This window comes from Microbispora bryophytorum, from assembly GCF_006874465.1.
In the GTDB taxonomy this organism is placed as follows: domain Bacteria; phylum Actinomycetota; class Actinomycetes; order Streptosporangiales; family Streptosporangiaceae; genus Microbispora; species Microbispora bryophytorum.
Window position 1 is genome coordinate 34,759 of record NZ_VIRL01000006.1, and the last position, 24,532, is coordinate 59,290.

Here is a 24,532-nt window from a genome sequence, read left to right on the forward strand (position 1 = left end):
GACACCCCTGCCTCGACAGCCCGTCTGGACAACCCCGTCTCGACGCCACAGGAGATGATTTTCAGATGCGGTACCTGATTTCCGTGATCCACGACCAGGCCGGCCTCGCCACCCCGGAGGAGGACGCGGCGATCGACGTGTTCAACGACAGGCTCCGGGCCGAGGGCCACTGGGTCTTCGCCGGTGGCCTCGCCTCGCCCAGCACGGCCACCGTCATCGACAACCGGGGCGGGGAGGCGATGGTCACCGACGGGCCCTTCCTGGAGTCGAAGGAGTATCTCGCCGGCTTCTGGATCATCGAGGCAGCCGACCTCGACGCGGCGCTCAAGCTGGCGGCCGAGGGGTCGAAGGCCTGCAACCGGAAAGTCGAGGTGCGGCCGTTCCTGTGAACGGGATCGACGCCCACGAGGCGATCACCAAGGCCCACCATGAGGAATGGGCACGAGTGGTCGCCTCCCTGACCAGGCGCTTCGGGGACCTCGACATCGCCGAGGAGGCGGCCGCCGAGGCGTTCGCGACCGCCGTCCAGCGGTGGCCGGCCGACGGCGTGCCCCCCAACCCGGGCGCCTGGCTGACCACCACGGCCAACCACAGAGCCATCGACCGGATCCGGCGCGAGATCAAGCGCGACGACAAGCACAAGGAGGCTCAGATGGTCTATGACGACGACCCGCCCGAGCCTGTCGGCGCCATCGACGACGACCGGCTCCGGCTGATCTTCACCTGCTGCCACCCGGCACTGGCGATGGAGACCCGCGTGGCGCTGACGCTGCGCATGGTCGCCGGCCTGACCATGCCCGAGATCGCCCGCGCCTTCCTTGTGGCCGAGAGCGCCATGGGGCAGCGGATCACCCGCGCGAAGGCCAAGATCAAGGCGGCGCGCATCCCCTATCGGGTGCCGTCGGCCGAGGATCTCCCGGCGCGCGTCTCCGGCGTCCTCGCCGTCCTGTTCCTCGTCTTCAACGAGGGCTACCTGGCCACCGGCCCCGGCACCGATCCCGTACGGCACGAGCTGACCGCCGAGGCGATCCGGCTCGCCCGCCTGATCCGTGTCCTCCTGCCGGACGACGGTGAGGTGGCGGGGCTGCTGGCGCTGATGCTCCTGACCGAGGCTCGCCGCCCCGCCCGGGTCTCGGCCGGCGGCGAACTGGTCCCTCTGACCGAGCAGGACCGAGGGGCCTGGGACGCGGAACTGATCGCCGAGGGTCACGGGCTGGTGCGCGAGCGCCTCGCCGCTGCCGCCGCCGGGGTGGCTCCGGGTCGCTACCAGATTCTCGCGGCGATCAACGCCGTGCACACCTCCGCCCGCGACATCCGCGACACCGACTGGTCGCAGGTCCTCGCCCTCTACGACCAGCTCGTCCGCCTCGACCCCTCGCCGATCGTCACCCTCAACCGGGCCATCGCGGTCGCCGAGCTCGACGGCCCGGAGGTGGCACTGGCCATCGTCGACCGCCTCGCCGAGGCGTTGGCCGGCTATCACGCCTACCACGCCACCCGCGCCGACCTGCTACGCCGGCTGGGCCGCAGCCGGGAGTCACGCGCGGCCTACGACAGAGCCATCGAACTGGCCGGCAACACCGCGGAGACCGCCCACCTCACCCGGCGCCGCGACCAAGTGCGGTAGCGCCACGACGCCTCCCGTACGGGAGGTCCGGCGGTGTTCCGCAGCCGGACGAGCACGGCGACGACACGAGGCCAGAGAGGCGAGCTCAGCCGCGGTCGGCGGCCTGCACGGCGGCGTCTACGGTGTGCCGCAGCAGCAGCGCGGTGGTGACCGGGCCGACCCCGCCGGGCACGGGCGTGAGCGCCCCGGCCTTGCCCGCGACCGCGACCGCGTCGACGTCGCCGACCAGGCCGCCGTCCTCGGTGGGGTTGGTGCCGACGTCCACGACCACCGCCCCGGCCCGCACGTGCTCGGCCGTGATCAGCCCGGCGCGGCCGACCGCGGCCACGACCACGTCGGCCGCGGAGGTGACGGCGGCCAGGTCCCGCGTACGGGAGTGGCAGACCGTGACGGTGGCGTTCCTGTCCAGCAGGAGATGGGCGGCGGGTTTGCCGACCACGGTGGACCGGCCGACCACGGCGACGCGGCTGCCGGCCAGGTCGATCTCGTGGTGGTCGAGGATCGCCACGACGGCCTCGGCGGTCGCCGGGGCGAAGGCGGGCAGCCCCGCGGCCAGGCGGCCCAGCGACAGGGGGTTGGCGCCGTCGACGTCCTTCTCGAACGCGATCGCGCCGGCCAGATCCTCCAGCTTCGCCCCCTGCGGCAGCGGGGTCTGGAGGATGATCCCGTGCACGGTGTCGTCGTCGCTCAGCGCCGCCAGCCTGTCGCGGATCGAACCGGGGGCGGCCTGCGCGCCGAGGTCGACGATGTCACAGGTGATGCCGGCCTTCTCGGCGGCGCGGGCGATCGAGCGGACATACCAGGCGCTGGACTCGTCGGCCGTGGCGACGACGACGGCGAGCTTCGGCGGCGCGCCGGCCGCGGCGAGCGCGGCGGCCCGCTCGGCGGCCCCGGCCCGGATCGACGCCGCGAGCTCCTTGCCGGACAGGACGCGGGCGCTCACTTCGCGATCTCCTCGCGGACGGCGGCGGTGACGCGTTCGGCCCGTGCGGCGACCTCGTCCACGCCGGCCGCCTCGGCGGCCAGTTCGGCGCGGACCCGCTCGTCCTTGATTCCCCCGAGGTTGATCTCGATGTTCACCCGGGCGGTGGTCGCCGCCGCCCGTGCGGCCTCGGTGGCGGCGGCGATGTCGGAGACGACGTTGCGGTTGCCGATGGGCAGTAGTTCTTCGGCGACGCCGATGGCTCTCCTCGCGACGGCGACCACCTCGGCAGGGACCTTGCCTGCCCCCACCAGCGCCTCGGCGATGGCGGCCGAGCGGGCGGCCTTCGCCTCGTCGGTGTCCTTGGGCAGCTTGTACGCCTCGGTGACCGCAGTGAACGCCGCCGCGTCGTCCTCGGCCAGGCGTAGGGCGCTCGATCGCAGTTCGTCGGTCTCGCCGGTGATCCGTTCGATCACGGCCGCGTGCTCGGCGTAATTCTCGCCGGTGGTGTAACGCGCGACCATGCCCAGCAGGGCCGCGGCCTGCGCGGCGTGCAGGGCCGCGGTGGCGCCTCCGCCCGGCGCGGGCACCCGATCGGCGAGGCGGGACAGGAAATCGCTGATCTTCTCGTCGCGCATCGCGCTCGTCCTCCGGTCGTCCTGTTTACGCGTGGCACGCCTCGCGCGTCGGCACGCTTCGCGAATAAGCCACGCCTCGCGCATCGGCACGGTTCGCGAATAAGCCACGGTTCGCGCACGGGCACCGTTCGCGCACGGGCACGCTTCGCGAATGGGCACGGGCACGTCTTCGCGCGTGGCACGGCCGGGAAAATCCTCCCACGGCCCGCTGGTCGCTCCGCGTATGGGCTCGTTCGTGTCAGCGAGACGGGCTGGCCGTCGGAGCCGCGGGCCGTACGGGCGCGGGCGGGGCGGAGTCGCGCCGGGAGGGCCCGGCCGGGGCCTGACCGAGGAGGGTGCCGCCGAGGGCGAGGACCATGCCGAGCAGTTGGATCGGGCTGAGGGCCTGCCCGAGCGCGGCCCAGCCGATAACGGCCGCGGAGACCGGACTGAGCAGGGCGAGGAAGGCGACGGACGTCGCGGGGAGCCGGGAGATGCCGCGGAACCAGATCCAGTAGCCGAGGGCGGTGCCGACGATGCCCAGATAGGCGTAGCCGAGCAGGTTCTCGCCGCTGAGCGCCGGCGGCGCGCCCTCGATCAGCAGAGCGACCGGGACGAGCAGCAGCCCGCCCGCGGTGAGCTGCCATCCGGTGAGGGCGAGGGCGCCGACCCCCTCGGGACGGCCCCAGCGCTTGGTCAGCACGGTCCCGGCGGACATCGACGCGGCCCCGGCCAGCCCGGCGAGCACGCCGACCATGTCGAGCCGTGCCTCGGCACGCAGGACGACCAGCCCGACCCCGAGCAGTCCGAGGAGCCCGGCGAGCACCTTGCGTGCGGTCGGACGCTCGGCGAGCAACAGGGCGGCGAAGACGAGCGCGAACAGCGGCCCGATCGCGCCGAGCACGGCCGCGACGCCGCCGGGCAGCCGGTACGCCGCCAGGAACAGCAGCGGGAAGAACGCCCCGATGTTCAACACGCCGAGCACCGCGGCCCGCCAGATCCACATGCCGTGGGGCAGGACCCGGCCGATGCCCAGCAGCACAAGCCCGGCGGGCAGCGCTCTCATCACGGCGGTGAACATCGGGCGGTCGGGCGGCAGGAACTCCGTGGTCACGGCGTACGTCGAGCCCCAGGCGAGCGGCGTGAGCGCGGTGAGGGCCAGCGTTCCGGCAGAACCGGGCCGGGATGCGGCGGACAGGCTCATGAAGATTGCTCCTCGTTGATAATCTCAACGTTGAAATAACAGCATGAGATTCGCGTAGACGTCAAACTACTCAACGTTGAGATACTTAGTGTTCAGGGGTCGCGATGAACGATGCCGTCGATCTGCTGATGACGCAGTGGGCGCGCGAACGGCCCGACCTGGACGTCTGGCCGATGGGGATCATGGGCCGGATCAGCCGGCTGTCGCGGCTGCTCGACCGGGAGCTGAAGGAGTTCTTCGCCCCGCACGGCCTGGAGCGCTGGGAGTTCGACGTCCTGGCCACGTTGCGGCGGTCCGGTCCTCCGTACGAGCTGACGGCGGGAGCGCTGAACAAGGCGGCGATGGTGACCTCCGGTGCGATCACCAACCGCATCGACCGCATGGCGGCCAGGGGACTGGTCGAGCGGATCCCGGACTCCGGCGACCGGCGGTCGGTCCTGGTGCGGCTCACCGAGCGCGGTCTCGCGCTGGTGGACGAGGTGCTGGAGCCGCACGTCGCGAACGAGGCGCGCCTGCTGGCGTCGCTGGACCCCCGGGAGCGCGACCACCTCGCCGCCGCCCTGCGCTCCCTCCTCGCCTCCCTCGGCGACACCACCCTCGGCTAGTGAGTACGCCCCGGTCCGTATCCTTTCACCGCGACCTCGGGCGTGAAAGGATAGTGATTATCCTTTCATCGAGGGATGCGGCGTGAAAGGATAACCGGCATGGCCGGTTTTCAGGAGGCGTCGTGGCCGACCGCATGGGATGCCCCGAGTAGGCGTGACAGGCGCGGCGGTGTCTACCGCCCGTATCTGCCGGATCGCCTGGTAGGTCGCCTCCTTATCGTGTCGCCCGACATAGCCCGGGAGGTCTCCGTCGTCGAGGGCATGGTGCGGCGGCTTGTCGCCCATCCGGCAGGTTTCGGCATCGACGGTCTCGCCCGGTTTCTTCTCCGGTCCGAGGCGATCGCTTCCTCGCGGATCGAGGGTCTCCAGGCATCTCCCCAGCAGGTCGCTCTCGCCGAACTCGCGGGGTACGACGACGGAGTGTCCAAAGGGTTCACCGCGACGGCACGGCTCGTGGCCAACAACGTGACGGCCTTGCGGCAGGCGGTCACCGATCTGGTGACAGCCGAGTCCGTGTCCACTTCAGACATCGTCGCCCTTCATCAGGTGCTCCTTCCGGAGGAGCGACACCACGGGTTGCGACAGGTGCAGAACTGGGTCGGGGGCGGTGACTGGCATCCGCTGGACGCGGAGTTCGTTCCGCCGCCGCCAGAGCACGTTCCCTCGCTGATGGACGATCTCGCGACGTACCTCAACGGCGCGGAACACGCGGCGCTTATCCAGGCGGCCTTGATCCATGCTCAGTTCGAGACCATTCATCCCTTCACCGATGGCAACGGAAGAGTGGGACGCGCGCTCATCCACACGGTTCTCACCCGGCGAGGCCTGACGCCCAGCGCCATCCTTCCGATCAGCCTGGTTCTGCTCACCCGCTCGGACGAGTACGTCGCCGGTCTCATGGCATACCGCTACTCCGGAGAGCCCGGTTCGTCCGAAGCTCAGGAGGCGGTCGAGACCTGGCTGAGTCTGTTCGTCACGGCGACGAGGACGGCGGTGGAGCAGGCGGAGAAGTTCGCCGACGAGTTGACGCAGGTGCACGAGGACTGGCTGGAACGCCATCGCCGGTTCCGTGAGTCGCGAGGGCTGCGGCCGGTCGCTCGATCCGACTCGGCGGTCGCGCGCCTGCTCGACCTTCTGCCTGCGGCTCCCGTCGTCACCGCTCGTACCGTGCAGCGCCTGCTTTCGGTCACGCACCCCGCCGCTCGGCAGGCGTTGGAGGAGCTCGCCGGCGCTGGCATCCTGAACCCCAAACAGGTCGAGAGAAACACCCGTGGGTATCTGGCGAGTGAGGTCTTCGACCTGCTCACGCTGACAGAGCGCCGATTGGCGAGCACACGTTGGGATACGCGTAAGTCTGCACCCCGGCGGGTCGTGCCGGCTCGGCCCCAGCGGTGACACCTTCGCCACATCGTGCGGGCGGTGACCCCTTGGCATGTGTGGCGTTCCGATGTCGGGCGATGGTGGGCCGGCCGCAACCGTCCGTTCAGTCTCGCCGCTGAGGAGGCCGGTGCTCATCGGACTGTGGACGGGGACGACCTGGGCGAGCTCTGCCGCGTGATCGTCGAGCAGGAGAACCTGGCCGACCTGGCCACCGGGCCGTGAGTCCCGGAATTTCAGGAACCGGGCGGAACGGCGGCGAGACGAGGCGGTGCGCCGAATGCGGTGGAATCGGTGGTCAGGGCCCGTACGCGGGCGGCGTCCTCATAGGGGAGGGAGACCACGGTGAGCGCCCGCCGGGAGTCCATCGGGCGGTAGGCCGTACGGGACAGGCCGGTCCAGGCGAAGGCGGGGCGAGATCCAGAGCGTGAGGACGTGCAGGCGGCGGTGATCCGGCGGGCGGCGCGACCGGTCCAGGGCAGGCCGCACCAGTCGTACAGGTCGCGGAAGCCGTCGAGGGGCGCGGCGCACAGATCCTCATACCGCACGACCTTGATGCCGGCGGCGCGCCGGGCCACCGTGTCGGTGACCCGCCGCGCCACCTTCCACACCATGGCCGCTCCGGTGACCACGTCGCGGTTCCCGGCGAGCGCTCCGAGCTCGGCCACGTACGGGTGGTCGCGCAGCAGGAGGGGCTGGCCGAGCAGTTCGCGCACGTCCACCCTCCAGCCGAGCCGCCGCCAGCTTCCGGCGAACGACACGGGATCGCGGACCACGACGACCACCCGGCACCCGAGGCGGCCGGCGAACCACTCGGCGGACAGGAGCGCGAACGGATCGTCGAGCAGCGCCCGCCTGGCCAGCAGGCGGCCCGTGGTGAACGCCGTGCCGTACTTGGCCATCCGCGCGAGGTCGCCCGGCCCGTGGTTGCGGCGGATCTCGGCCAGCCAGTTGTAGCGCAGCGCGACCGTGCGGGAGAACGCCGCCAGCCACGGCGTCTCGTTGCCGGGGCAGATGTACTGGAAGCGGTGGGTCACCGACGCGTCGAGCACACCGGGGGAGCGGCCCGGCGGGCGCTGCGGGTTCAGCGGTTCGTTGACGTAGACCAGCCGCCCGCTCGCCGTGAGCATCCGGCCCACCCAACTCGTGCCGCTGCGCGGCAGGCCGGTGACCAGCACGGGCGGCTCCGCGGTCATGAGGTCGCCCTCGCCGCCCCGGACGCCCCGGCACCGCCCGCCGTACCCGCACCGTCGGCCGCCGCCCCAGCCCCAGTCGCCGCCCCGGCCGTACCCGCACCGCCAGCTGCCTTCGCGACATCAACCGAGCGGCCTCCGCCGAAGGGGAGGAGGCCGTAGCGGCGGTGGACCTGCACGGCGGGCAGCAGGTTCTTCACGAGCACGCCGCCCGACCAGCCCAGCACCGCCCCCAGCGCGCCGTGCGCGGGGACGAGCAGCACATCCAGGGTGATCGTCACGGCGACGGCCGTCGCCACGTTGGCCAGGCTGGCCGCCGTGCGCCCGCCCGCGACGAGCACGACGTCGACCATGCCGCAGGCGGTCGCGACCATCATCGTGGCGGAAAGGACGAGCGCTATCGCGCCGCCGCCGGCGTAGGCGGGCCCGAACAGCGGAAGCAGCCACGGCGCGAGCGCCGCGTATCCCAGCCAGAGCGGCCAGGTGAGCACGACCAGCCACCTGGTGGTGGTCCGATACAGCGCGCGGGCGCCATCCAGGTCACCCTCGGCCAGGGCCCTGACCAGCCGCGCCTGCGCGGCCTGGGCGAGCCCCTGACCGGCGAGCTGCCCCAGCACCTTGAACCGGGTCGCCGCCGTGTAGACGGCTGCGGCGGCGGGACCCGCGAGCAGTGCGACGATTACCACGTCGAGCCGCTGGAACACCGACTGCACGGCCGCCGCGGCCGACCGCGGGGTGGTGTGCCGCCAGAAGGCGCCCACCTCCCCCACGTCGTACGGCCCGAGCCCGCGCAGCCGCACGGCGGCCAGCGCCGCGCCGGCCACGGAGGGAAGCGCCCAGGCGGCGGCCAGCATCGGCGGCGGGGCCCCGGCGAGCACGGCCGCGGTGACGAGGGCGAGCTGCCCGAGCGGCTGGACGGCCCCGGCGAGCAGCAGCGTCGGCCGCATGGTGCCGAGGCCGCGGGTGGCGCAGATCAGCACGTCCGACAGGGCGACGAACGGCAGGGCGACGGCGAGCACGACCCAGACGCCGCCGGGCACGCCGGTGAGTCCGGCCAGCGGCCCGGCGGCCACGACCACACCGGCGCCCGTCACGGACGCGAGCGCGGCCACCGGCGCCAGGATCCCGCGGACGAGCCGCCGCCCCCCATCCCGGCCGGCGCCGTCGACGGACCGGTTGCGGGCCAGGGCGTGGACGAGGCCGTTGCCGGTGTCGAGGCGGACGACGCCCGCGAGCATCAGGCACAGCGCGGTGGCCGTGAAGAACGCCCCGGCGGCGGCCGGGGTGAGCGACCGCGTCACCACCAGCACGAGCGCGAACTGCCCGCCCGCCGTGGCGCCCGCCGTGGCCAGGCCGGCGAGCCCATGCCGGAAAAGAGCGGGGGGTCCGGTCAGCGCCGCCACGAGGGCACCGCTCCGAGCCACGGGACGAGCAGCGCGTCCCACGGCTCGAAGTGGTCGCGGAGCCGCCGGTGCACCGATGCGGGCATGGCCTCCCGCGGCCGGGCGTTGTGCCGCTCGAACTCCACGCCGCCGAGCCGGGGCAGTCCCAGGAATTCCAGCACCCGGTCGTACGCGGCGCGGGGGTCGCGGAACAGCAGTCCGCTGTCGAGGACCAGGATCCGGTCGCGCCCCACGAGCGGTTCCAGCCGGGCCAGTTGCTCGGCGTACCGCCCCCGGGCCAGATAGGCGTGGTGCCGGTGCGCGTGGCTCGCGTATCCGGGGACGGTCCGCAGCCGTTCGGCCTCGCCGGCGAGGCGCTCCGGCTCCAGCGCGAGGGCGCGCTCGAAGGCCGGCTCGGTCTCGAATCCCCGCGCCAGCTCGTGGGCGTGGGCGGAGCAGGCCCGCTCGACCGGGTCCCGGACCAGGACGATCAGCTTGACGCCGGGAAGGTCCGCGGCGATGCGGGCCCCCGCCAGGGGATGGAACAGGTAGTAGGGGGCCGACTCGAACGCCTGAGGGGCGTGCCCCCACCGGAAGCGGAGCGCCTGCGCCCTGGACGTCAGCGGGAAGTGGGCGCGATACCAGGGCAGGCCCCGCTCGTAGGCCATGTCGAAGTAGTGGACGCCCTTGCGCAGCACCGGCTTCATGACCAGAGGGTGCCGGGACAGGGAGCGGTACAGCGAGGTGGTGCCGCACCGCTGCGCCCCGATGATCAGGAACGACGGCAGCACCCGGCCCGCGCTGGTCGCCCTCCCGGCGGCGAGCGAGACGGCGTGCGCCGACTGCTTCAGCGCCGACTGTTTCAGCGCGGGGAGTTTCAGCGCGGGGTGTTTCAGCGTTGAGCTCAAAGCAGGAACTCCAGGTGATCGACCAGAGGGTTCAGCCAGACGGCGGGCGGCCCGAGCGGCTCCTGGCCGTCGCGGCGGTGCCGCTCGGCCAGGGCGACCAGGTAGTGGGCCGCCGTACGGCGTGCCTGGGCCACGTCGACGCCGAACGGTTCGAGGAGCCCGCCCGCCTGGGCGAGACAGGAGCGGGCGGCGACCGGGGGCGGCATCCGGCGCAGCGCCCGGTGGAAGAAGTGGTGCAGGGCGTCGAAGCCGGGCGGCACGCCCACGGCGAACCGCTCCCAGTCCCACACGAGCAGCCGCCCGTCCACACCGGCGGCGACGTTCCAGGGGGTGAAGTCGCCGTGCCAGGCCGCGGTCTCCCCGGTCTGCTCCTCGGAGCCCGCCTCCTCGTCGTACGGGCGGATGGCGGCGATCTCCCGCGCGGCCGAGGTGAGCAGCCGGGCGGGCACGCGGCGGGAACCCACGCGGAGGGAGGTCACGGGCAACGGCGACAGCATCAGCACCTCAAGGCCCCGCCACCTGCCGTGATACAGCACGTCGGGCGGCACGACGACCTTCAGCGGCTGTCCGGCGAGCATGCGCAGCACCTCGCTCTCGTATCGCACCAGCCGCCTGGCCCGCGGCGAGTCGCCGATCTTCACGAACCCCGCGAGCCCCGACCCGTCGTACGCCTCCAGGATCGGTTTGCGGTTGGCGCGGCGGGCGGGCCTGACGTGGACGACGACCCGCATCCGGCGGCCGAGGACGTCGCTCAGGTGCGTCTCGATCGTGTCGGCCCCGCCGGAGACGGGCAGGCCGCGCCCCAGCGGGGTGTGCCACCACGCGCGCGGGACGACCCGCCGGGGGACCAGGCGGTGCGGCAGCACGCTGCGTGCACGGGGCCGGGCACCGGGCCGCGCATCGGGTTGGGCGCCGGGCCGGGCATCGGGCGGCGAAGGGGGGAACAGCAGGTCCATCACCTCGTCCAGGTAGTGGAGACGATCGCTCGCGTCCCTCATCGCGCCTCCCCGAGGTCGGATGCTCCGCCGGCGTTGCGCCACAGCAGGGCGAAGGAGATCAGGTACAGGGTCAGGGCGCTGATCAGCCCGTCGTAGACGACCATGTAGAGCAGCACGAGGATCATCACGAGCGTCCCCGCCCTGCCGATCGGCGTCCGGTCGGCCCAGTAGCGCCGCACCGCGCCGGCGAAGAAGGCGACATACAGCAGGGCCCCCGCGAAGCCCTGGCTGATCATCAGCAGCCACAGCTGCCCGTCGCTGCCGAGCGGGGGATGGCCGCACTCCACGCACCACGAGCTGCGGCCCGTCGTGACCGTGCGATGGCTGCCGTACGCGTTGCGCGTGTTGCCGTATCCGATGATCGGCGAGGTGGCCGCGACCCGGACGGTGGCCGCGACCGTGAACGCGCGGATGCCGTTGCTGTGCGGGTTGTCCAGCCGTTGCGCGACGATCGTGCTCAGCGGCGACAGCAGGAACGCCGCCGCGGCGACGGCCGCGACCGCTCCGGCGAGGAGGGGCCGGGCGCCCCGGATCACCAGGTACGCCGCCGAGACCCCCAGCCCGATCCACAGGCCGCGGTTGAGCGAGTAGACGATCGGGACGGCGGCGACGGCGAGCGCGAGCACGGCCGCCGCGCGGCGGTACGGCCCGCCGTAGGTCCACCAGCCGACCACGAACCAGATCACGAGCACCGAGACGTCGCTGCCCCAGGCGTTGGCCCACTCGAACGGCGCCTCCGGACGCGGCGCGGCGTGCCCGAGCACGTGCTGCATCTGGGCGGCCGTCGGGTGGATCAGGTTGGCGACGAACGGGTTGCCGCCGATCGAGGACGGCAGCGCCATCTCCAGCGGCGAGGTGAACGCGAAGCCGGGCGCGAACACGCCGAGCAGCCCGCCCGCGACGGCCGTCAGGAACAGCACGCCGAGCCACCTGACCAAGGTGCGCTGCGGCAGCTCGTCATGGGTGAGGTTGCCCAGGTAGAGCACCATGATCAGGAGGGAGACGTAGACGGCCAGCCGCATCAGGTAGCCGACGACCCGGCCGGCGGCGAGCTCGCCGTACGTGCCGTCCGGCGTCTCGGCGAGCGTGAGCGCGCTGACCAGGTAGCCCGCCAGCAGCAGCGCCCACAGGCCGAAGCCCTTCGGTGCGCGGAGCGGCCGCCTGCGCCACAGCGCCACCACCATCGGCACGGCCAGCACCACCACCGACAGCCCGCCCAGGCCGAGCGCCCACCAGAGCGGATAACCGAGCAGGAACGCCGCGATCGGCCACGCCGTCCGCGCGGGACGGCGCCGGTGCCGGGGCCGGGCCGCCGGAGGCAGGGCGGTGAGGGGGACGGTGCGGGGGGCGGGGACGGTCACGCGCCCCACTCCGCCGTCTCGGGGACGGGCGCGACGAACCCCGGCGGCACGGCGACGGCGCCGAGCACGCGGGCGCCCTGCCGGCCCAGTTGCCGTACGGCCCGGTTGACCTCTGGGGAGGTCGTCCGGCGCAGGGCGACCAGCAGCAGGGCGGCGTCGGGATGGGCGGACCGGCCGGTCACGACCGTCACCGGCACCAGATGCGCCAGCGCGGAGCCCAGGCCCTTGGCGAGCTGCCGAGCCGTGCCCTGTATCCGGATGCCGTCGAGGCTCCCCGCCCGCCCGCCGTCCCGGTTTCTCGCCCGCCCGCCGCCGTCCCGGCCTCCTGTCCCCACGCCTTCGAGGAGCAGCCGGTGGGGCCCGCCGCCCAGCGAGGTGGCGACGGCGGCGGCCATCTCGTCGAGGAACCCCGAATCCGGCCTGGCCGGAAGCTCGGCGAGCAGCGGCAGGCCGCACAGCCGTTCGACGTCCGCGCAGGCGCGGATGCGGGTGTCCAGCCGGTCGCGGCCGAACGCGGCCCCCGCCGCGGCGAGTACGCCGAGGAACAGGCCGCTGCCGAGGAAGAGCGGCGGGCTCGGGTAGGCCGGCCGCGCGGGCGGCGTGGCGGGGCTGATCACCGTGCCCGGCGTCACCGCGACGGTCTTGAGCGCGTCGTAGCGCAGCGTGAGGTCCGACACCTGCCGGGCGAGCACGGTCTTCCGCCTGGTCGTTCCCGGCCCCGCCGCGGTCCGGGCGGTCGCGGTCTGGGTGGCCTGGGTGGTCTGAGTGGTCGTCTGGGCGGTCTGGGCGGGGTCTGTGGTCGCCGCCCCGGTCGCGGCGGCCTTGTCGAGATCGTTCTCGACCTCGCGCAGCCGCGCGGAGATCAGCTTCAGCTGGCCGTCGATCGCGTCCTCGGCGGCGCGGGCGCGGTTGCGCAGATACGCCTCCGCGTACGCCTGGGCCCCCGCGGCCGCGGCCCGGGGATCCGACGCCGAGTAAGAAATGGAGAGAATGGCGGAATTGGGAGGAACGTCGATCGTCACATGCTCCCGCAATTCCTCCGGATCCGGATATTTCAGAATCGCGGCGGCCAGGGTGGCGACGACCGCCGATCGGGCGATCTGGGATTCGGTGTCGAGGTTGAGCGTTTCCCGTTGCCGGGAGTTCGGCGCGTTGAACTGTTCCTGGGCGCCGGTCGGCACTACCTGCACCTGGGCGATCGCGGTGTAGCGCTCGGGGGTCAGCGCGAGCGCCGCGGCCCCGCCGCCCACTCCGGCGAGCAGGCAGACGGCGGCGACCAGGCGCCTGCGCCTGAGCACAGAGCCGTATTCAGAAAGGTCGCGGCTGTGCGGCGGCAGGCTCATCGAACTCCCCGTGCCCTCGGTTCGTCACGCGGCGGCGGCCGGCGGTGGGGCCACCGGCGCCCCCCGGATGAGGAGGAGCGGCCGGACGCGTTCGCGGTCCCGGCGGCGGTCCGGCGGGATCCGGTCTCGAACTATAAGCCGCCACGGAGTTTCACCCCCGGCTATTGCCGAATTCGCGTCAGGCGATGGCCGCTCAATTAGCCGATGAAAACGGAAATATCCGTACTCGTGATATGGGGAAACGGCCCCCGAAGCCACGGGGATTGATGGGATGGTGTTTGCCCATCCGTTCATTGCGTGGTCTGCCGAGGAAGGGGGCGCGATGAGACTCATCGCCGGCTTGGCCGTACTGGTGGCGGGGGCGTGCACGACGGCCTGCACGGGCACCGCCACGAGCGGGCGGGTGCCGGGCGGCGGCGCCGGGACGAGGCCGGTCGCCTGCGCGGTCACGGACAAGCTCATCCCGACGTGCGGGGCGTGGTGGGGGATCGCGCCCGACGTCTTCTCCGGACGCGGCCCGATCCGCGCCGTGGACATGGCCGAACGGCGCATGGGCCGCCGGGCCGACATCGTGCACGTCTACCACCGGGGCGGAGAGCTCTTCCCGACCGCCGAGGAGCGGGAGATCGCCAAGGGGCCCCGCCTGCTGCTGGTGAACTGGAAGCCGGCACTCGACCACACCTGGGCCGAGGTCGCGCGGGGCGTGGTGGACAAGCGTGTCGACAGGCTCGCCGAGCACATCCGGCGCACCTTCCCCGGCCGGTTCTTCCTCACGATCCACCACGAGCCGGAAAACGACGTGCGCGAGGCCGGGGGCTACTCGCCCGCCGACTACGTCGCGATGTACCGCCATGTGGTGGCCCGCCTGCGGCAACAGGGGGTGCGCAACGCGGTGACCGTGATGACCTACATGGGCGCGCCCAACTGGGCGGCCAAGCCGTGGTTCGGCAGGCTCTACCCCGGCGACGACGTGGTCGACTGGGTGGCCTTCGACCCGTACGCGGACGACCGGGTGAGCGACTTCGCCGGGCTGGTCGACAAGACCCGGCCCGACGCGCCGGGCTGGCCCGGGTTCTACCGGTGGATGCAGGCCAGGTTCCCGGCCAAGCCGATCATGGTCGCCGAGTGGGGCGCCTTCGAGCGGCGCGCGGCGCCCACGTTCAAGCGCGACTTCTTCGAGTCGGTCCGGCGCCAGATCGGGGACTATCCCCAGATCAAGGCGCTGGTCTACTTCGATTCGCCGCTGGCGCCCCGGGGCGACACCAGGTTCGACACCACGCCGGGCGCCACCCGGGCGTTCTCGGAGCTCGCGCGGCTGCCGCGCTTCACGTCGACGCCGGTGCCGCCCTCCTGAGCCTGCGGCTGACGCCTCAGCGGACCCAGCCGCCCGCGGTGACGAGGTTCAGCACGGCGCCGACCGCGCGGTCGATCGTCATGTCCGTGGTGTCGAGGACGAGGTCGGCGTCATCCGGCTCCTCGTACGGGTCGGAGATCCCGGTGAACTCCGGGATCAGCCCGGCGCGCGCCTTGGCGTACAGGCCCTTGCGGTCGCGGCGCTCGCACTCCTCCAGCGGCGTGGCCACGTGGACGAGCAGGAGGTCGCCGCCGACCTCCTCGACCATCGCCCGCACCTCGTCCCGCGTCTCGGCGTACGGCGCGATGGGCGCGCAGATCGCCAGGCCGCCGTGGCGGGCGACCTCGGCGGCCACGAAGCCGATCCTGCGGATGTTGCGGTCGCGGTCCTCGCGCGAGAACGTGAGCCCCGCCGACAGCATCCGCCGCACGACGTCGCCGTCCAGGTAGGTGACCGTGCGGCCGCCACGTTCGAGCAGGGCGTCGCGCAGGCCCCGGGCGATCGTCGACTTGCCCGAGCCGGACAGGCCGGTGAAGAACACCACGAGCCCCCGCTTGTGCGGCGGCCCGGGGATGGTGATCGGCGCGGGACCGGCGTAGTGCTCGGTGGCGCCGTAGTTGCGGGCCACGTGCTCGCGGAGTTCGAGGTCGATCTCGGTGTCCTCGCGCGGCGCGAGCGGCACCGCGACCACCGTCGCCCCCCGGAGCCGCTCGGCCGCCTTGAGCGCGGCGCGCACCAGGGCAGGGCCGCTCTCGCCGAAGACGAGGGGCATGAGGAGCACGGTGGCGTCCAGTTCCTCGGCGGTCGCCGCCACGTCGTCGAGCGCGGCGCCGTCGAGCGGCCCGCGCATCGTCACCGCGAGGACCTCTCCGTCCGGCAGGTCCTTGCGGACCTCCTCCGGGGTGCGGCGCAGCCGGGAGAACGGGCCGTACACGGGGGCGTCGAGCGCCTCGACCGGCCCGGCGGCATGGTGGCCGTCCCGCTCCACGACGGTCAGCACCGCGACCGCCGCGCCCTCGGGATCCCTGAGCGTCACCCGGTCGCCGGGCCCGAACTCGTCCGGGAGCGCGATCGTGATCGGGTCGGGCCAGGACGCCCCTCCGGGCAGCCGCCCACGCTCGACCACGCTCTCCACCTCGGCCGAGGTGAGAAAGCCGGCCAGCGGCGCGTACGCGCCGGACAGCAGCAGCTCCAGGTCGGCCAGCTCACGCGCGTCGGGCGTCCACTCGGTCATGGCTTCCGTTTCCGCTCGATTCTTCGCCGCTCGGTGGGTCGGATACGCACCCTACTGGCTACCGCACGCATAGCGTGCCGGTGCTCAGGGCGTCTACAGGCAGACACTAATCCGAGGAGGTGCTCGTGGACGCCGCAGAAGAGCGACGATTCCGCGAATTCGTGTCGGCTCGCGCGCCGGCGCTGATGCGGCTGGCCTATCTGCTGACCGGAGGGGACCAGCACTCGGCCGAGGATCTGGTGCAGACCGCCCTGGCCAAGGTCGTCACGCGGTGGGGGCGGCTCGACGAGCCCGAGGCGTACGTGCGGCAGGTCATGTACCGGCAGCAGATCAGCTGGTGGCGGCTGGCGTGGCGGCAGCGGGAGACCAGCGTGGCCGACGTGCCGGAGCACCCGGCCGGCCGCACGGGCACCCACGAGGCCGAGCTGCGGATGATCCTGCGCAAGGCGCTCGCCCGGCTGACGCCCCGTCAGCGCGCCGTGCTCGTGCTGCGCTATCTCGAAGACCTGCCCGAGGACGAGGTGGCCCGGGTCCTCGGCTGCTCCGTCGGGACCGTGCGCAGCACCGCGCACCGGTCCCTCGCCCGGCTGCGGACGACCGCGCCGGAACTCGCCGATCTGCGCCTGAGTGAGGTGATCTCATGACGCCCCGGATGCTGAAGCAGACGCTGGAGGAGTGGTCGCGGGAGGTTCACGTGCCCGCCGACCTCGCCGACCGCGCACTGCGCCGCCGGTCGCGGCTGCGCCTGACGAGATTCGCAGGGGCGGTCTCGTGCGCGGCCGTCGTGGCGGCCGTGGCCCTGCTCGTGCCGCTGGTCGTGGCTCCCCGCTTCGCGCCGCCGGTGGGCACCGGCGGCGCGCCGGTGGTGGTACCCGTCCAGCCGTACCGGCAGACGACCCCCGCGCAGGACGTGCTCGCCGACACGGAGAACTCCCCGCCGAAGACGATGATCGCGGCGGGCAGAGTGGCCGTCTCCGCCTACTACACGTGGCGGTCGCGTACGGTCGCCGGGCGCAAGGTGCTGGACCGTACGTGGTATCTGCTCGACCAGGTGACGGGGAGCTACGAGAAGACGGAGTGGGGCTGGGCCGAGGTCGCCCCCGGCCTGCGCTGGGCGGCGGTCCTGGAGAAGGACCTGCCCGTGCGGAGGATCGGCGTCTTCGACATGGAGACGCGGCAGGTGCGGGCGTGGGTGTCGGTGGACCACCCCGTGGGCGGCGTCGCCTGGTCGCCCGACGGCACGCGCCTGCTGGCCACCACCTACGACGAGTCCCCCGACCTGGACATGACGTCCGTCGGCGAGCGGCGGTGCCCGGCCCGGGTCGCGGCGACGCCCGGCAATCTCCGGCAGCCCCCCCAGATGATCTCCACCAGTCGCACCGGCTTCTACGTCGTCGACGTGGCCACCGCGACGGCGGGGGGCTTCCACGCCGTCGATCCCTGCCTGACCGAGAACAGCAACGTGCGGCGCGACTTCCGCTGGAGCGACGACGGCACGCTGGTCCGCGAGGCCAGCAACATCTGGAAGCGGCCGGACGCCTTCTACGACCTCGGCGGCAGACCGCACGACGCGCCCGACGGCTACGTCCTGACCGAGTCGCAGGCGGGCGTGTCGCCCGACGGCACGCTGCTCGCGGGCCGGGACGGCATGCCCACCAAGGTCACCGAGCTGTCGACGGGCACGGTCGTGGGCCGTCAGCAGGTGCTCCAGCTGCGCGCCTGGGCCGACGACCGCCGCCTGGTCGCGCTGGGCTGCGCGGGCACGTGCGGAAGCGAGTTCCACAACGGCCTGGTCCTGGTGGGCGTCGACGGCAAGGACATGGTCCAGCTCTCGGTCTACCGGAAGAACAGCCTGAAGCCCGAGGCGTGGCAGCCGGTCCTGACGCTCAGGTAGCGGCTCAGATGAGGCGGGCGAAGTGGTTCTGCGGGCGGCGGATCACCATGGTGATCTCGTCCTCGGTCCCGTTGAGCCTGCCTCGCGAGAGCGCGGCCACGGCCCGGCAGACCACGGAGACCAGGCCGCCGTGCGGACCCCGCCGGGCCGGGCCGCTCACCGCCGAGTAGTCCTCGGCGATCATGAGCCCGCGCATCAGGCAGTACGCCTGGATGCCCTCGCGGGAGGCCAGCGGCTCGTACATCGCCGGAAGCGGCCCCACGGACCCGGCCGGGGCGAGCGTGCGCCACAGCGCCCGGCGCAGCCGGCGGGGCGTCACCCGGTCGCAGAAGCCGTACGCCGACTTGCGGTCGCGCATCTTCAGCAGCAGCAGCCCGCCGGGGCGCAGCCCCGCCACGAGCCGGTCGAGCACGAGCTCGGCGTGGCGGATGCGTTCGAGGAGGAACGACACGTAGACGACGTCGAAGGAGCGCGGCGGGATCGGCACGAGCCGAAGGTCGCCCAGGTAGGACGCCTCCAGATCGCCGCGATTGGCGGTGTGGGCGCGCAGGGGCGGCAGATCCTCGTCCACCCCCGTCACCCTCGGCTCGTAGCGCCCCACGTCGAGGGCGCCGCCCCGGCCGCATCCGGCGATCAGGATGTCGAGCCGCCGTCCGAGCTGGTCGGTCCACTGCTCGCGGATCCGCTGGCTGAACACGTCGTCCTGATCCGCGGACGACAAACGAACCTCTGTCATGCCACTGAGGGTAATCACTTGACGACCCACAGTTGCGCATTTGCCGTCACCCATCATGTCCCGGCCGAGGAGCGAGCGGAGCGAGGCGAGGGGACAGGGCGTAGCCTTGGTACCCGCGGCCCGGTTGGGAGCGTCTCGCGGATCTCCTTCACCAGGGGGGATCGGCCGGATGAACGGGGTCGCTTCCGCACGCCGGCTGTCTTTGTCACGGGGCTCTTTGAAGGCATCAATGTCTCTTTCCGGACTGCTCGACCTCGTATCCGCCGAACCCAGGCTGGCCGCCGCGCTCGACGCGGCCGGGCAGACCGCCCACCCCGGCGCCGAGTTGGTGGCGCCGCCCGCGCTGCGGCCGTTCGCCGTGGCCGCGCTGTCCCGCGTACGGCCGGTGCTGGCCGTCACGGCGACCGGGCGCGAGGCGGAGGATCTCGCCGCCGCGCTCACGAGCCTGGTGGACGAGAACCTGGTGGCCGTCTTCCCCGCCTGGGAGACGCTGCCGCACGAGCGCCTGTCGCCGCGCAGCGACACGGTCGGCCAGCGCCTGGCCGTGCTGCGGCGGCTCGCGCACCCGATCGAGGGCGACCCCGCGGCGGGCCCGCTGCGCATCGTGGTGGCCCCGATCCGCTCGCTGCTCCAGCCCATCGTGGCCGGGCTCGGCGACCTGTCGCCCGTGCGGCTGCGCGCGGGCGACGACGCCGACCTGGACGACGTGGTGGCCCGGCTGGTGGAGAACGGCTACCACCGGGTGGACATGGTGGAGAAGCGCGGCGAGGTGGCCGTGCGCGGCGGCCTGCTCGACGTGTTCCCGCCCACCGAGGAGCACCCGCTGCGGCTGGAGTTCTGGGGCGACACGATCGAGGAGATCCGCTGGTTCAAGGTGGCCGACCAGCGCTCGCTGGAGGTCGCCCAGGACGGGCTTTTCGCCGCGCCCTGCCGCGAGTTGCTGCTCACCGACGACGTACGGCGGCGCGCCCGCGAGCTGGGGGAGGAGCACCCGGCGCTGAAGGAAGTGCTCGACCAGCTCGCCGAGGGTGTGCCGGTGGAGGGCATGGAGGCGTTCGCGCCCGTGCTCGCCGGGGCGATGGACCTGCTGCTCGACCACCTGCCGATCCGGTCGGCCGTGTTCGTCTGCGACCCCGAGCGGATCCGCGGCCGGGCCGTCGAGCTGGTCCACACCAGCCAGGAGTTCATGGAGGCGTCCTGGATCGCCGCGGCGGCGGGCGGCGAGGCCCCGATCGACCTGGAGGCGGCCGCCTTCCGCACGCTGGAGGAGGTGCGCGAGCACGCCGGCGAGCTGGGCCAGCAGTGGTGGAGCATCGCCCCCTTCGGCGAGGGCGTGGAGCTGGACGCGCAGGACGTCGAGGCCTACCGGGGCGACACGCAGCGGGCGCTCGCCGACATCAAGGGCTGGATGGGCACGGGCAAGGCCGTCGTGCTGCTGAGCGAGGGGCACGGCCCGGCCGAGCGCATGGTCGAGCTGCTCAAGGGCGTGGACGTGGCGGCGCGGCTGGTGCCGTCCCTCGACGGTTTGCCGCCGAAGGACGTCGTGCAGGTCACGACGGGCCGCGTCGACCACGGCTTCGTCACGCCGGACGTCGCCGTGGTGACCCACCTCGACCTCGTCGGCCAGAAGGCGTCCACCAAGGACATGCGGCGGCTGCCGTCGCGCCGCCGCAACATGGTCGACCCCCTTCAGCTCAAGGTCGGCGACCACGTGGTGCACGAGCAGCACGGCGTGGGCCGCTACGTCGAGATGGTGCAGCGCACGATCCAGGGCGCGACCCGCGAATACCTCGTGATCGAGTACGCCAGGGGCGACCGGCTCTACGTGCCGACCGACCAGCTCGACGAGGTCACGCGTTATGTCGGCGGCGAGGCGCCCACGCTCAACCGCATGGGCGGGGCCGACTGGGCCAAGGCCAAGACCAGGGCGAAGAAGGCGGTCAGGGAGATCGCGGGCGAGCTGATCCGGCTCTACTCGGCCCGGATGGCCTCGCCCGGCCACGCGTTCGCGTCCGACAGCCCCTGGCAGCGGGAGATGGAGGACGCCTTCCCGTACGCCGAGACGGGCGACCAGCTCGAAGCGATCGACGAGGTCAAGCGCGACATGGAGCGGGCCGTCCCGATGGACCGCCTGATCTGCGGCGACGTCGGCTACGGCAAGACCGAGATCGCGGTGCGGGCGGCGTTCAAGGCGGTGCAGGACGGCAAGCAGGTCGCCGTGCTGGTGCCGACGACGCTGCTCGTGCAGCAGCACCTGTCGACGTTCGGCGAGCGCTTCGCCAGCTTCCCCGTCGCCGTGAAGCCGGTCTCCCGGTTCCAGACCGACTCCGAGGTGCGGGAGACCCTGGAGGGCCTGCGCACGGGCGCGGTCGACCTGGTCATCGGCACGCACCGGCTGCTGTCGCCCGAGGTGAAGTTCAAGGACCTCGGTCTGATCATCGTGGACGAGGAGCAGCGGTTCGGCGTCGAGCACAAAGAGGCCATGAAGCACATGCGCACGCAGGTGGACGTGCTCGCCATGTCGGCGACGCCGATCCCGCGGACGCTGGAGATGGGCCTCACCGGCATCCGCGAGATGTCGACGATCCTCACGCCGCCGGAGGAACGGCACCCGATCCTCACGTTCGTCGGGCCGTACGACGAGAAGCAGATCGCGGCGGCGGTGCGGCGCGAGCTGATGCGCGACGGGCAGGTGTTCTTCGTCCACAACCGGGTCCGCACGATCGACAAGGTGGCCGCGCGGCTGCACGAGCTGGTGCCGGAGGCGCGGATCGCCGTCGCCCACGGGCAGATGAACGAGAGCCAGCTCGAAAAGATCATGGTGGACTTCTGGGAGCGCAACTTCGACGTGCTCGTCTCCACCACGATCGTCGAGTCCGGCCTGGACGTGCCCAACGCCAACACGCTCATCGTGGACCGCGCGGACAACTACGGACTGTCGCAGCTCCACCAGCTGCGCGGCCGGGTCGGCCGGGGCCGCGAGCGCGGCTACGCCTACTTCCTCTACCCGCCCGAGTCGCCGCTGACCGAGACCGCGCACGAGCGGCTCGCCACGATCGCCCAGCACACCGAGATGGGCGCCGGCATGTACGTCGCCATGAAGGACCTGGAGATCCGCGGCGCCGGCAACATCCTCGGGGCCGAGCAGTCGGGCCACATCGCCGGTGTCGGCTTCGACCTGTACGTCCGCATGATGGCCGAGGCCGTCCAGGAGCAGAAGTCCAAGCTCGCGGGTGAGACGAAGGTGGAGGAGCGGCCCGATGTCAGGGTCGAGCTGCCGATCAACGCCCACGTGCCGCACGACTACGTCACCTCGGAGCGGCTGCGCCTGGAGGCGTACAAGCGGATCGCGGCGATCGGCTCGGAGGACGACATCACGGCCGTCCGCGACGAGCTCACCGACCGGTACGGCAGGCCGCCGCAGGAGGTGGACAACCTGCTGGAGGTGGCGCGTTTCCGGATCAGGGCCCGCAAGGCGGGGCTGACCGACGTGACGCTGCAGGGCCAGCAGATCAGGTTCGCGCCCGTGGAGCTGAGAGACTCCCAGCAGGTGCGGCTGCAGCGGCTCTACCCCCGCTCCATCTGGAAGCAGGCGACGAGCACCCTGCTCGTGCCGGTGCCCAAGACCAAACCGATCGGCGGTCAGCCGCTACGCGACCTCGACCTGCTGAAATGGTGTGGGGACCTGGTCGAGGCCCTGTTCCTGGAGCCGATGCGGGTACAGTGACCCGCGAAATTGTCAACATATGCGTGGCCGGTGTCGTTCGGGAGGATCGTCCGTGAAGTCGTATCGAGTGCGCGTCGCCGTGGCGCTGGCGGCGACGGGGATCGCCGTGACCGCGTGCGGCGGCCCCGTGCAGGCGGGTTCCGCGGCCATTGTCGGCAAGGAGCGCATCACCTCCAGTGAGCTGAACGACGAGGTCCGCGCGCTGCGCGCCGACCTTGCCGCCAACAAGATCCCCGAGGGGCAGCTCCAGCTGTCCTTCTCGCTGCCGCAGACGGTCCTGCTCAACATGACCACGAGCAGGCAGTTCCAGGAGCTCGGCCGGAGCAAGGGCGTCACGGCCACCGACCGGGAGGTCGACGACATCGCCGTGGCTCAGGGCGGCTGGGACCAGTTCAACAAGGTGCTGCTGTCCAACGGGATCCCGCTGGACGAGGGCCGTGGCTTCGTCCGGGCCGTCGTCGTCCGCAACAAGCTGGCGCAGCAGTCCGGCGCCGGTCAGGACCAGGAGAGCCAGCAGGCCGCCATCCAGAAGGTCATCCAGGAGGCCGACTCGACCGTGCCGGTGAGATACAGCCCGCGCTACGGCAAGTTCGACCCCCAGCAGGGCTTCGTCGCCGACGACCGCTTCGGCTCGGCGGGCGAGGCCCCGGCCGCCGGGGCCCCGGCGGCCGAGGCCCCGGCGGGCGAGGGCGCCCCGGCCGCCGGGGGTGCGCCCGACACCCCCCAAGCGGGCTAACCCCCAACAACGGCCGTGATCTTGCAGTTTGTCGCACGTTCCGGCGTGACCTGGGCCTTCACCTTTCGTGATCATGCACTTTCCGTGCAGTGCGGCCGCCGACCTGGCCTGATCCGATCCGTGATCTTGCAATTGCAAGGTCACGGATTGGGTCGTGCCTGGCGGCGAGGGTGCGGCCGAATTCTATGCAAGATCACAAAGCAAGGTGGCGCAGGTCGGCAGGGTAGGCTGCGACCTTTTGCAAGATCACGCGCGGGCGGCTCGTTAGGCTGAGGCCATGGCGTTGATCGTGGTGACCACCTCGCCCCGGGTCGCTCCGGGCCTGCTCGCGCCCGCGGCGTGGCAGGCCCTCTCCCGAGGGCGGGTGCTCACCGGCACCCCGGACCACCCCTACCTGCCCTATCTCGACGAGGCCGGCGTACGGGTCGAGGTCGTGACCCCCGACCCCGGCGCGCTCGCCCGCGAGAGCCGTACGGGGACGGTGGTGTGGCTGGCCGCGCAGGACGGCGACGAGGACTTCATGCGCGCGGTCGGCCACGCCGCGATCTCCCTGGACGAGCCGCCGGAGATCGAGGTCGTCCCCGGCTCCTACGACCTGCCCGGCGCCCGGCTGCTCGACCTCGTCCAGGTCATGGACCGGCTGCGCCGCGAGTGCCCGTGGGACCGCAAGCAGACCCACGAGTCGCTCGTGCCCTACCTGGTCGAAGAGGCCTACGAGGTGCTGGAGACCATCCACGAGGGCGCCTACGGCCCGCCGCTGCGCGAGGAGCTCGGCGACCTGCTGCTCCAGGTGATGTTCCACGCCCGGCTCGCCCAGGAACGGACGGGCCCGGAGGGGACGGGCCCGGAGGGGACGGCCGGGGACGGCTTCGACATCGACGACGTCGCCGCCGGGATCGTGGAGAAGCTGGTCCGCCGGCATCCGCACGTCTTCGCGGAGGTCGAGGTCTCCGGCGCCGATGAGGTCGGCGACAACTGGGAGACGATCAAGGCGGCCGAGCGGGCCGCCAAGGGGGAGACCGCCTCGGTGCTCGGCGGCGTGCCGATGGGCCAGCCGGCGATCTCCCTGGCCGCCCAGCTCCTGCGCCGGGCCGGCCGGGCCGGCGCGCCCGCCGCTCTCGCGGGCGACCTCGCCCCGACCGCCGGCGCCCGCCTGTTCGCGCTCGTACGGGAGACCCAGGACGCGGGGCTCGACCCCGAGGCCGAGCTGAGGGCGGCGGCCAGGGAATACCGGCGGCGCGTGCAGCAGTGGGAGGACGCCGCGGACACGCCGTGAACGGGTGCCCCTGCGCCGTACCGGGTAGTAGGGACCGA

Annotated in this window: 21 protein-coding genes and 1 pseudogene; 11 read left to right on the plus strand and 11 right to left on the minus strand. The window is 72.5% G+C overall.

The window, feature by feature from the left end:
• The first annotated feature begins 65 nt into the window (after nt 1-65).
• Both FLX07_RS13895 and FLX07_RS13900 read left to right on the plus strand, forming a co-directional pair.
• Entirely contained in the window at nt 66-389 is a 324-nt protein-coding gene (locus FLX07_RS13895; protein WP_142571189.1) for a YciI family protein, read from the plus strand.
• Entirely contained in the window at nt 386-1,627 is a 1,242-nt protein-coding gene (locus FLX07_RS13900) for an RNA polymerase sigma factor (protein ID WP_142571190.1), read from the plus strand. The genes FLX07_RS13895 and FLX07_RS13900 overlap by 4 nt, the downstream gene beginning before the upstream one ends.
• 85 nt (nt 1,628-1,712) lie before the next feature.
• Here the strand turns inward: FLX07_RS13900 and FLX07_RS13905 are convergent, their stop codons facing one another.
• From FLX07_RS13905 to FLX07_RS13915, 3 genes are all read right to left on the minus strand, one after another.
• Entirely contained in the window at nt 1,713-2,570 is an 858-nt protein-coding gene (locus tag FLX07_RS13905) for a bifunctional 5,10-methylenetetrahydrofolate dehydrogenase/5,10-methenyltetrahydrofolate cyclohydrolase (protein WP_142571191.1), read from the minus strand.
• Nucleotides 2,567-3,187 carry a cyclodeaminase/cyclohydrolase family protein gene (locus tag FLX07_RS13910; protein ID WP_142571192.1) on the minus strand — a complete coding sequence of 207 codons (621 nt, stop codon included), beginning with the start codon at nt 3,185-3,187 and terminating at the stop codon, nt 2,567-2,569. Before FLX07_RS13910 ends, FLX07_RS13905 begins: the two co-directional genes overlap by 4 nt.
• Before the next feature lie 238 nt (nt 3,188-3,425).
• On the minus strand, nt 3,426-4,370 hold the full coding sequence (locus tag FLX07_RS13915; RefSeq protein ID WP_142571193.1) for an EamA family transporter: 945 nt from the start codon (nt 4,368-4,370) through the stop codon (nt 3,426-3,428).
• Nucleotides 4,371-4,474: 104 nt separating this feature from the next.
• Here FLX07_RS13915 and FLX07_RS13920 point away from each other — a divergent pair, with 104 nt between their 5' ends.
• The 3 genes from FLX07_RS13920 to FLX07_RS13930 all read left to right on the plus strand — a co-directional run bounded on the left by FLX07_RS13920 (nt 4,475) and on the right by FLX07_RS13930 (nt 6,577).
• Nucleotides 4,475-4,975 (plus strand): MarR family winged helix-turn-helix transcriptional regulator, encoded by a 501-nt coding sequence (locus FLX07_RS13920; RefSeq protein WP_142571194.1) that lies wholly within the window; start codon nt 4,475-4,477, stop codon nt 4,973-4,975.
• Between the two features lie 99 nt (nt 4,976-5,074).
• On the plus strand, nt 5,075-6,370 hold the full coding sequence (locus FLX07_RS13925) for a Fic family protein (protein WP_142571195.1): 1,296 nt from the start codon (nt 5,075-5,077) through the stop codon (nt 6,368-6,370).
• A 24-nt stretch (nt 6,371-6,394) separates the two neighbouring features.
• On the plus strand, nt 6,395-6,577 hold the full coding sequence (locus FLX07_RS13930) for a hypothetical protein (RefSeq protein WP_223853166.1): 183 nt from the start codon (nt 6,395-6,397) through the stop codon (nt 6,575-6,577).
• An 11-nt stretch (nt 6,578-6,588) separates the two neighbouring features.
• Here the strand turns inward: FLX07_RS13930 and FLX07_RS13935 are convergent, their stop codons facing one another.
• Genes FLX07_RS13935 through FLX07_RS13960 form a run of 6 tightly spaced genes read right to left on the minus strand, consistent with a single transcriptional unit; the run spans nt 6,589 to nt 13,537 of the window.
• Nucleotides 6,589-7,548 (minus strand): sulfotransferase, encoded by a 960-nt coding sequence (locus FLX07_RS13935; protein WP_142571197.1) that lies wholly within the window; start codon nt 7,546-7,548, stop codon nt 6,589-6,591.
• Complete coding sequence (locus FLX07_RS13940; protein ID WP_142571198.1) at nt 7,545-8,969, minus strand: lipopolysaccharide biosynthesis protein; 1,425 nt, start codon at nt 8,967-8,969, stop codon at nt 7,545-7,547. The genes FLX07_RS13935 and FLX07_RS13940 overlap by 4 nt, the downstream gene beginning before the upstream one ends.
• Nucleotides 8,936-9,835, minus strand: coding sequence for a sulfotransferase domain-containing protein (locus FLX07_RS13945; protein ID WP_223853167.1), 900 nt, complete (start codon nt 9,833-9,835; stop codon nt 8,936-8,938). The genes FLX07_RS13940 and FLX07_RS13945 overlap by 34 nt, the downstream gene beginning before the upstream one ends.
• Complete coding sequence (locus FLX07_RS13950) at nt 9,832-10,833, minus strand: hypothetical protein (protein ID WP_142571199.1); 1,002 nt, start codon at nt 10,831-10,833, stop codon at nt 9,832-9,834. The genes FLX07_RS13945 and FLX07_RS13950 overlap by 4 nt, the downstream gene beginning before the upstream one ends.
• Complete coding sequence (locus FLX07_RS13955) at nt 10,830-12,194, minus strand: hypothetical protein (RefSeq protein ID WP_229689758.1); 1,365 nt, start codon at nt 12,192-12,194, stop codon at nt 10,830-10,832. The genes FLX07_RS13950 and FLX07_RS13955 overlap by 4 nt, the downstream gene beginning before the upstream one ends.
• Complete coding sequence (locus FLX07_RS13960) at nt 12,191-13,537, minus strand: Wzz/FepE/Etk N-terminal domain-containing protein (protein ID WP_142571200.1); 1,347 nt, start codon at nt 13,535-13,537, stop codon at nt 12,191-12,193. The genes FLX07_RS13955 and FLX07_RS13960 overlap by 4 nt, the downstream gene beginning before the upstream one ends.
• A gap of 322 nt (nt 13,538-13,859) precedes the next feature.
• On the opposite strand from FLX07_RS13960, the gene FLX07_RS13965 reads away from it, so the two are divergent.
• Nucleotides 13,860-14,891 (plus strand): glycoside hydrolase family 26 protein, encoded by a 1,032-nt coding sequence (locus FLX07_RS13965; protein WP_142571201.1) that lies wholly within the window; start codon nt 13,860-13,862, stop codon nt 14,889-14,891.
• A 16-nt stretch (nt 14,892-14,907) separates the two neighbouring features.
• Here the strand turns inward: FLX07_RS13965 and cysC are convergent.
• A pseudogene (gene cysC / locus FLX07_RS13970) lies at nt 14,908-16,146 on the minus strand (adenylyl-sulfate kinase); the annotation flags it as partial.
• 104 nt (nt 16,147-16,250) lie between these two features.
• On the opposite strand from cysC, the gene FLX07_RS13975 reads away from it, so the two are divergent.
• Entirely contained in the window at nt 16,251-16,769 is a 519-nt protein-coding gene (locus FLX07_RS13975) for a SigE family RNA polymerase sigma factor (RefSeq protein WP_142571203.1), read from the plus strand.
• Nucleotides 16,766-18,019 (plus strand): WD40 repeat domain-containing protein, encoded by a 1,254-nt coding sequence (locus FLX07_RS13980; RefSeq protein WP_142571204.1) that lies wholly within the window; start codon nt 16,766-16,768, stop codon nt 18,017-18,019. The genes FLX07_RS13975 and FLX07_RS13980 overlap by 4 nt, the downstream gene beginning before the upstream one ends.
• Before the next feature lie 4 nt (nt 18,020-18,023).
• On the opposite strand, the gene FLX07_RS13985 is transcribed toward FLX07_RS13980, so the two are convergent.
• Nucleotides 18,024-18,755 carry a methyltransferase domain-containing protein gene (locus tag FLX07_RS13985; protein ID WP_167748238.1) on the minus strand — a complete coding sequence of 244 codons (732 nt, stop codon included), beginning with the start codon at nt 18,753-18,755 and terminating at the stop codon, nt 18,024-18,026.
• A gap of 229 nt (nt 18,756-18,984) precedes the next feature.
• Here FLX07_RS13985 and mfd point away from each other — a divergent pair, with 229 nt between their 5' ends.
• The 3 genes from mfd (at nt 18,985) to FLX07_RS14000 (ending at nt 24,494) form a co-directional block, all read left to right on the plus strand.
• Nucleotides 18,985-22,482 (plus strand): transcription-repair coupling factor, encoded by a 3,498-nt coding sequence (mfd, locus tag FLX07_RS13990; RefSeq protein WP_142571205.1) that lies wholly within the window; start codon nt 18,985-18,987, stop codon nt 22,480-22,482.
• 52 nt (nt 22,483-22,534) lie between these two features.
• Nucleotides 22,535-23,218, plus strand: coding sequence for a SurA N-terminal domain-containing protein (locus tag FLX07_RS13995; protein WP_142571206.1), 684 nt, complete (start codon nt 22,535-22,537; stop codon nt 23,216-23,218).
• Nucleotides 23,219-23,495: 277 nt separating this feature from the next.
• Nucleotides 23,496-24,494: a nucleoside triphosphate pyrophosphohydrolase gene (locus FLX07_RS14000; RefSeq protein ID WP_142571207.1), complete on the plus strand. Its 999-nt coding sequence runs from the start codon at nt 23,496-23,498 to the stop codon at nt 24,492-24,494.
• Nucleotides 24,495-24,532: the final 38 nt, after the last annotated feature.

Excerpts from the sequence above, each read along its gene's own strand:
- FLX07_RS13965 (WP_142571201.1), top strand. The coding sequence starts at position 13,860 with ATGAGACTCATCGCCGGCTTGGCCGTACTGGTGGCGGGGGCGTGCACG.
- FLX07_RS13895 (WP_142571189.1), top strand. The coding sequence starts at position 66 with ATGCGGTACCTGATTTCCGTGATCCACGACCAGGCCGGCCTCGCCACC.
- FLX07_RS14000 (WP_142571207.1), top strand. The coding sequence starts at position 23,496 with ATGGCGTTGATCGTGGTGACCACCTCGCCCCGGGTCGCTCCGGGCCTG.
- FLX07_RS13920 (WP_142571194.1), top strand. The coding sequence starts at position 4,475 with ATGAACGATGCCGTCGATCTGCTGATGACGCAGTGGGCGCGCGAACGG.
- FLX07_RS13925 (WP_142571195.1), top strand. The coding sequence starts at position 5,075 with ATGGCCGGTTTTCAGGAGGCGTCGTGGCCGACCGCATGGGATGCCCCG.
- FLX07_RS13915 (WP_142571193.1), bottom strand. The coding sequence starts at position 4,370 with ATGAGCCTGTCCGCCGCATCCCGGCCCGGTTCTGCCGGAACGCTGGCC.
- FLX07_RS13980 (WP_142571204.1), top strand. The coding sequence starts at position 16,766 with ATGACGCCCCGGATGCTGAAGCAGACGCTGGAGGAGTGGTCGCGGGAG.
- FLX07_RS13910 (WP_142571192.1), bottom strand. The coding sequence starts at position 3,187 with ATGCGCGACGAGAAGATCAGCGATTTCCTGTCCCGCCTCGCCGATCGG.
- mfd (WP_142571205.1), top strand. The coding sequence starts at position 18,985 with ATGTCTCTTTCCGGACTGCTCGACCTCGTATCCGCCGAACCCAGGCTG.
- FLX07_RS13935 (WP_142571197.1), bottom strand. The coding sequence starts at position 7,548 with ATGACCGCGGAGCCGCCCGTGCTGGTCACCGGCCTGCCGCGCAGCGGC.
- FLX07_RS13985 (WP_167748238.1), bottom strand. The coding sequence starts at position 18,755 with ATGACAGAGGTTCGTTTGTCGTCCGCGGATCAGGACGACGTGTTCAGC.
- FLX07_RS13950 (WP_142571199.1), bottom strand. The coding sequence starts at position 10,833 with ATGAGGGACGCGAGCGATCGTCTCCACTACCTGGACGAGGTGATGGAC.
- FLX07_RS13960 (WP_142571200.1), bottom strand. The coding sequence starts at position 13,537 with ATGAGCCTGCCGCCGCACAGCCGCGACCTTTCTGAATACGGCTCTGTG.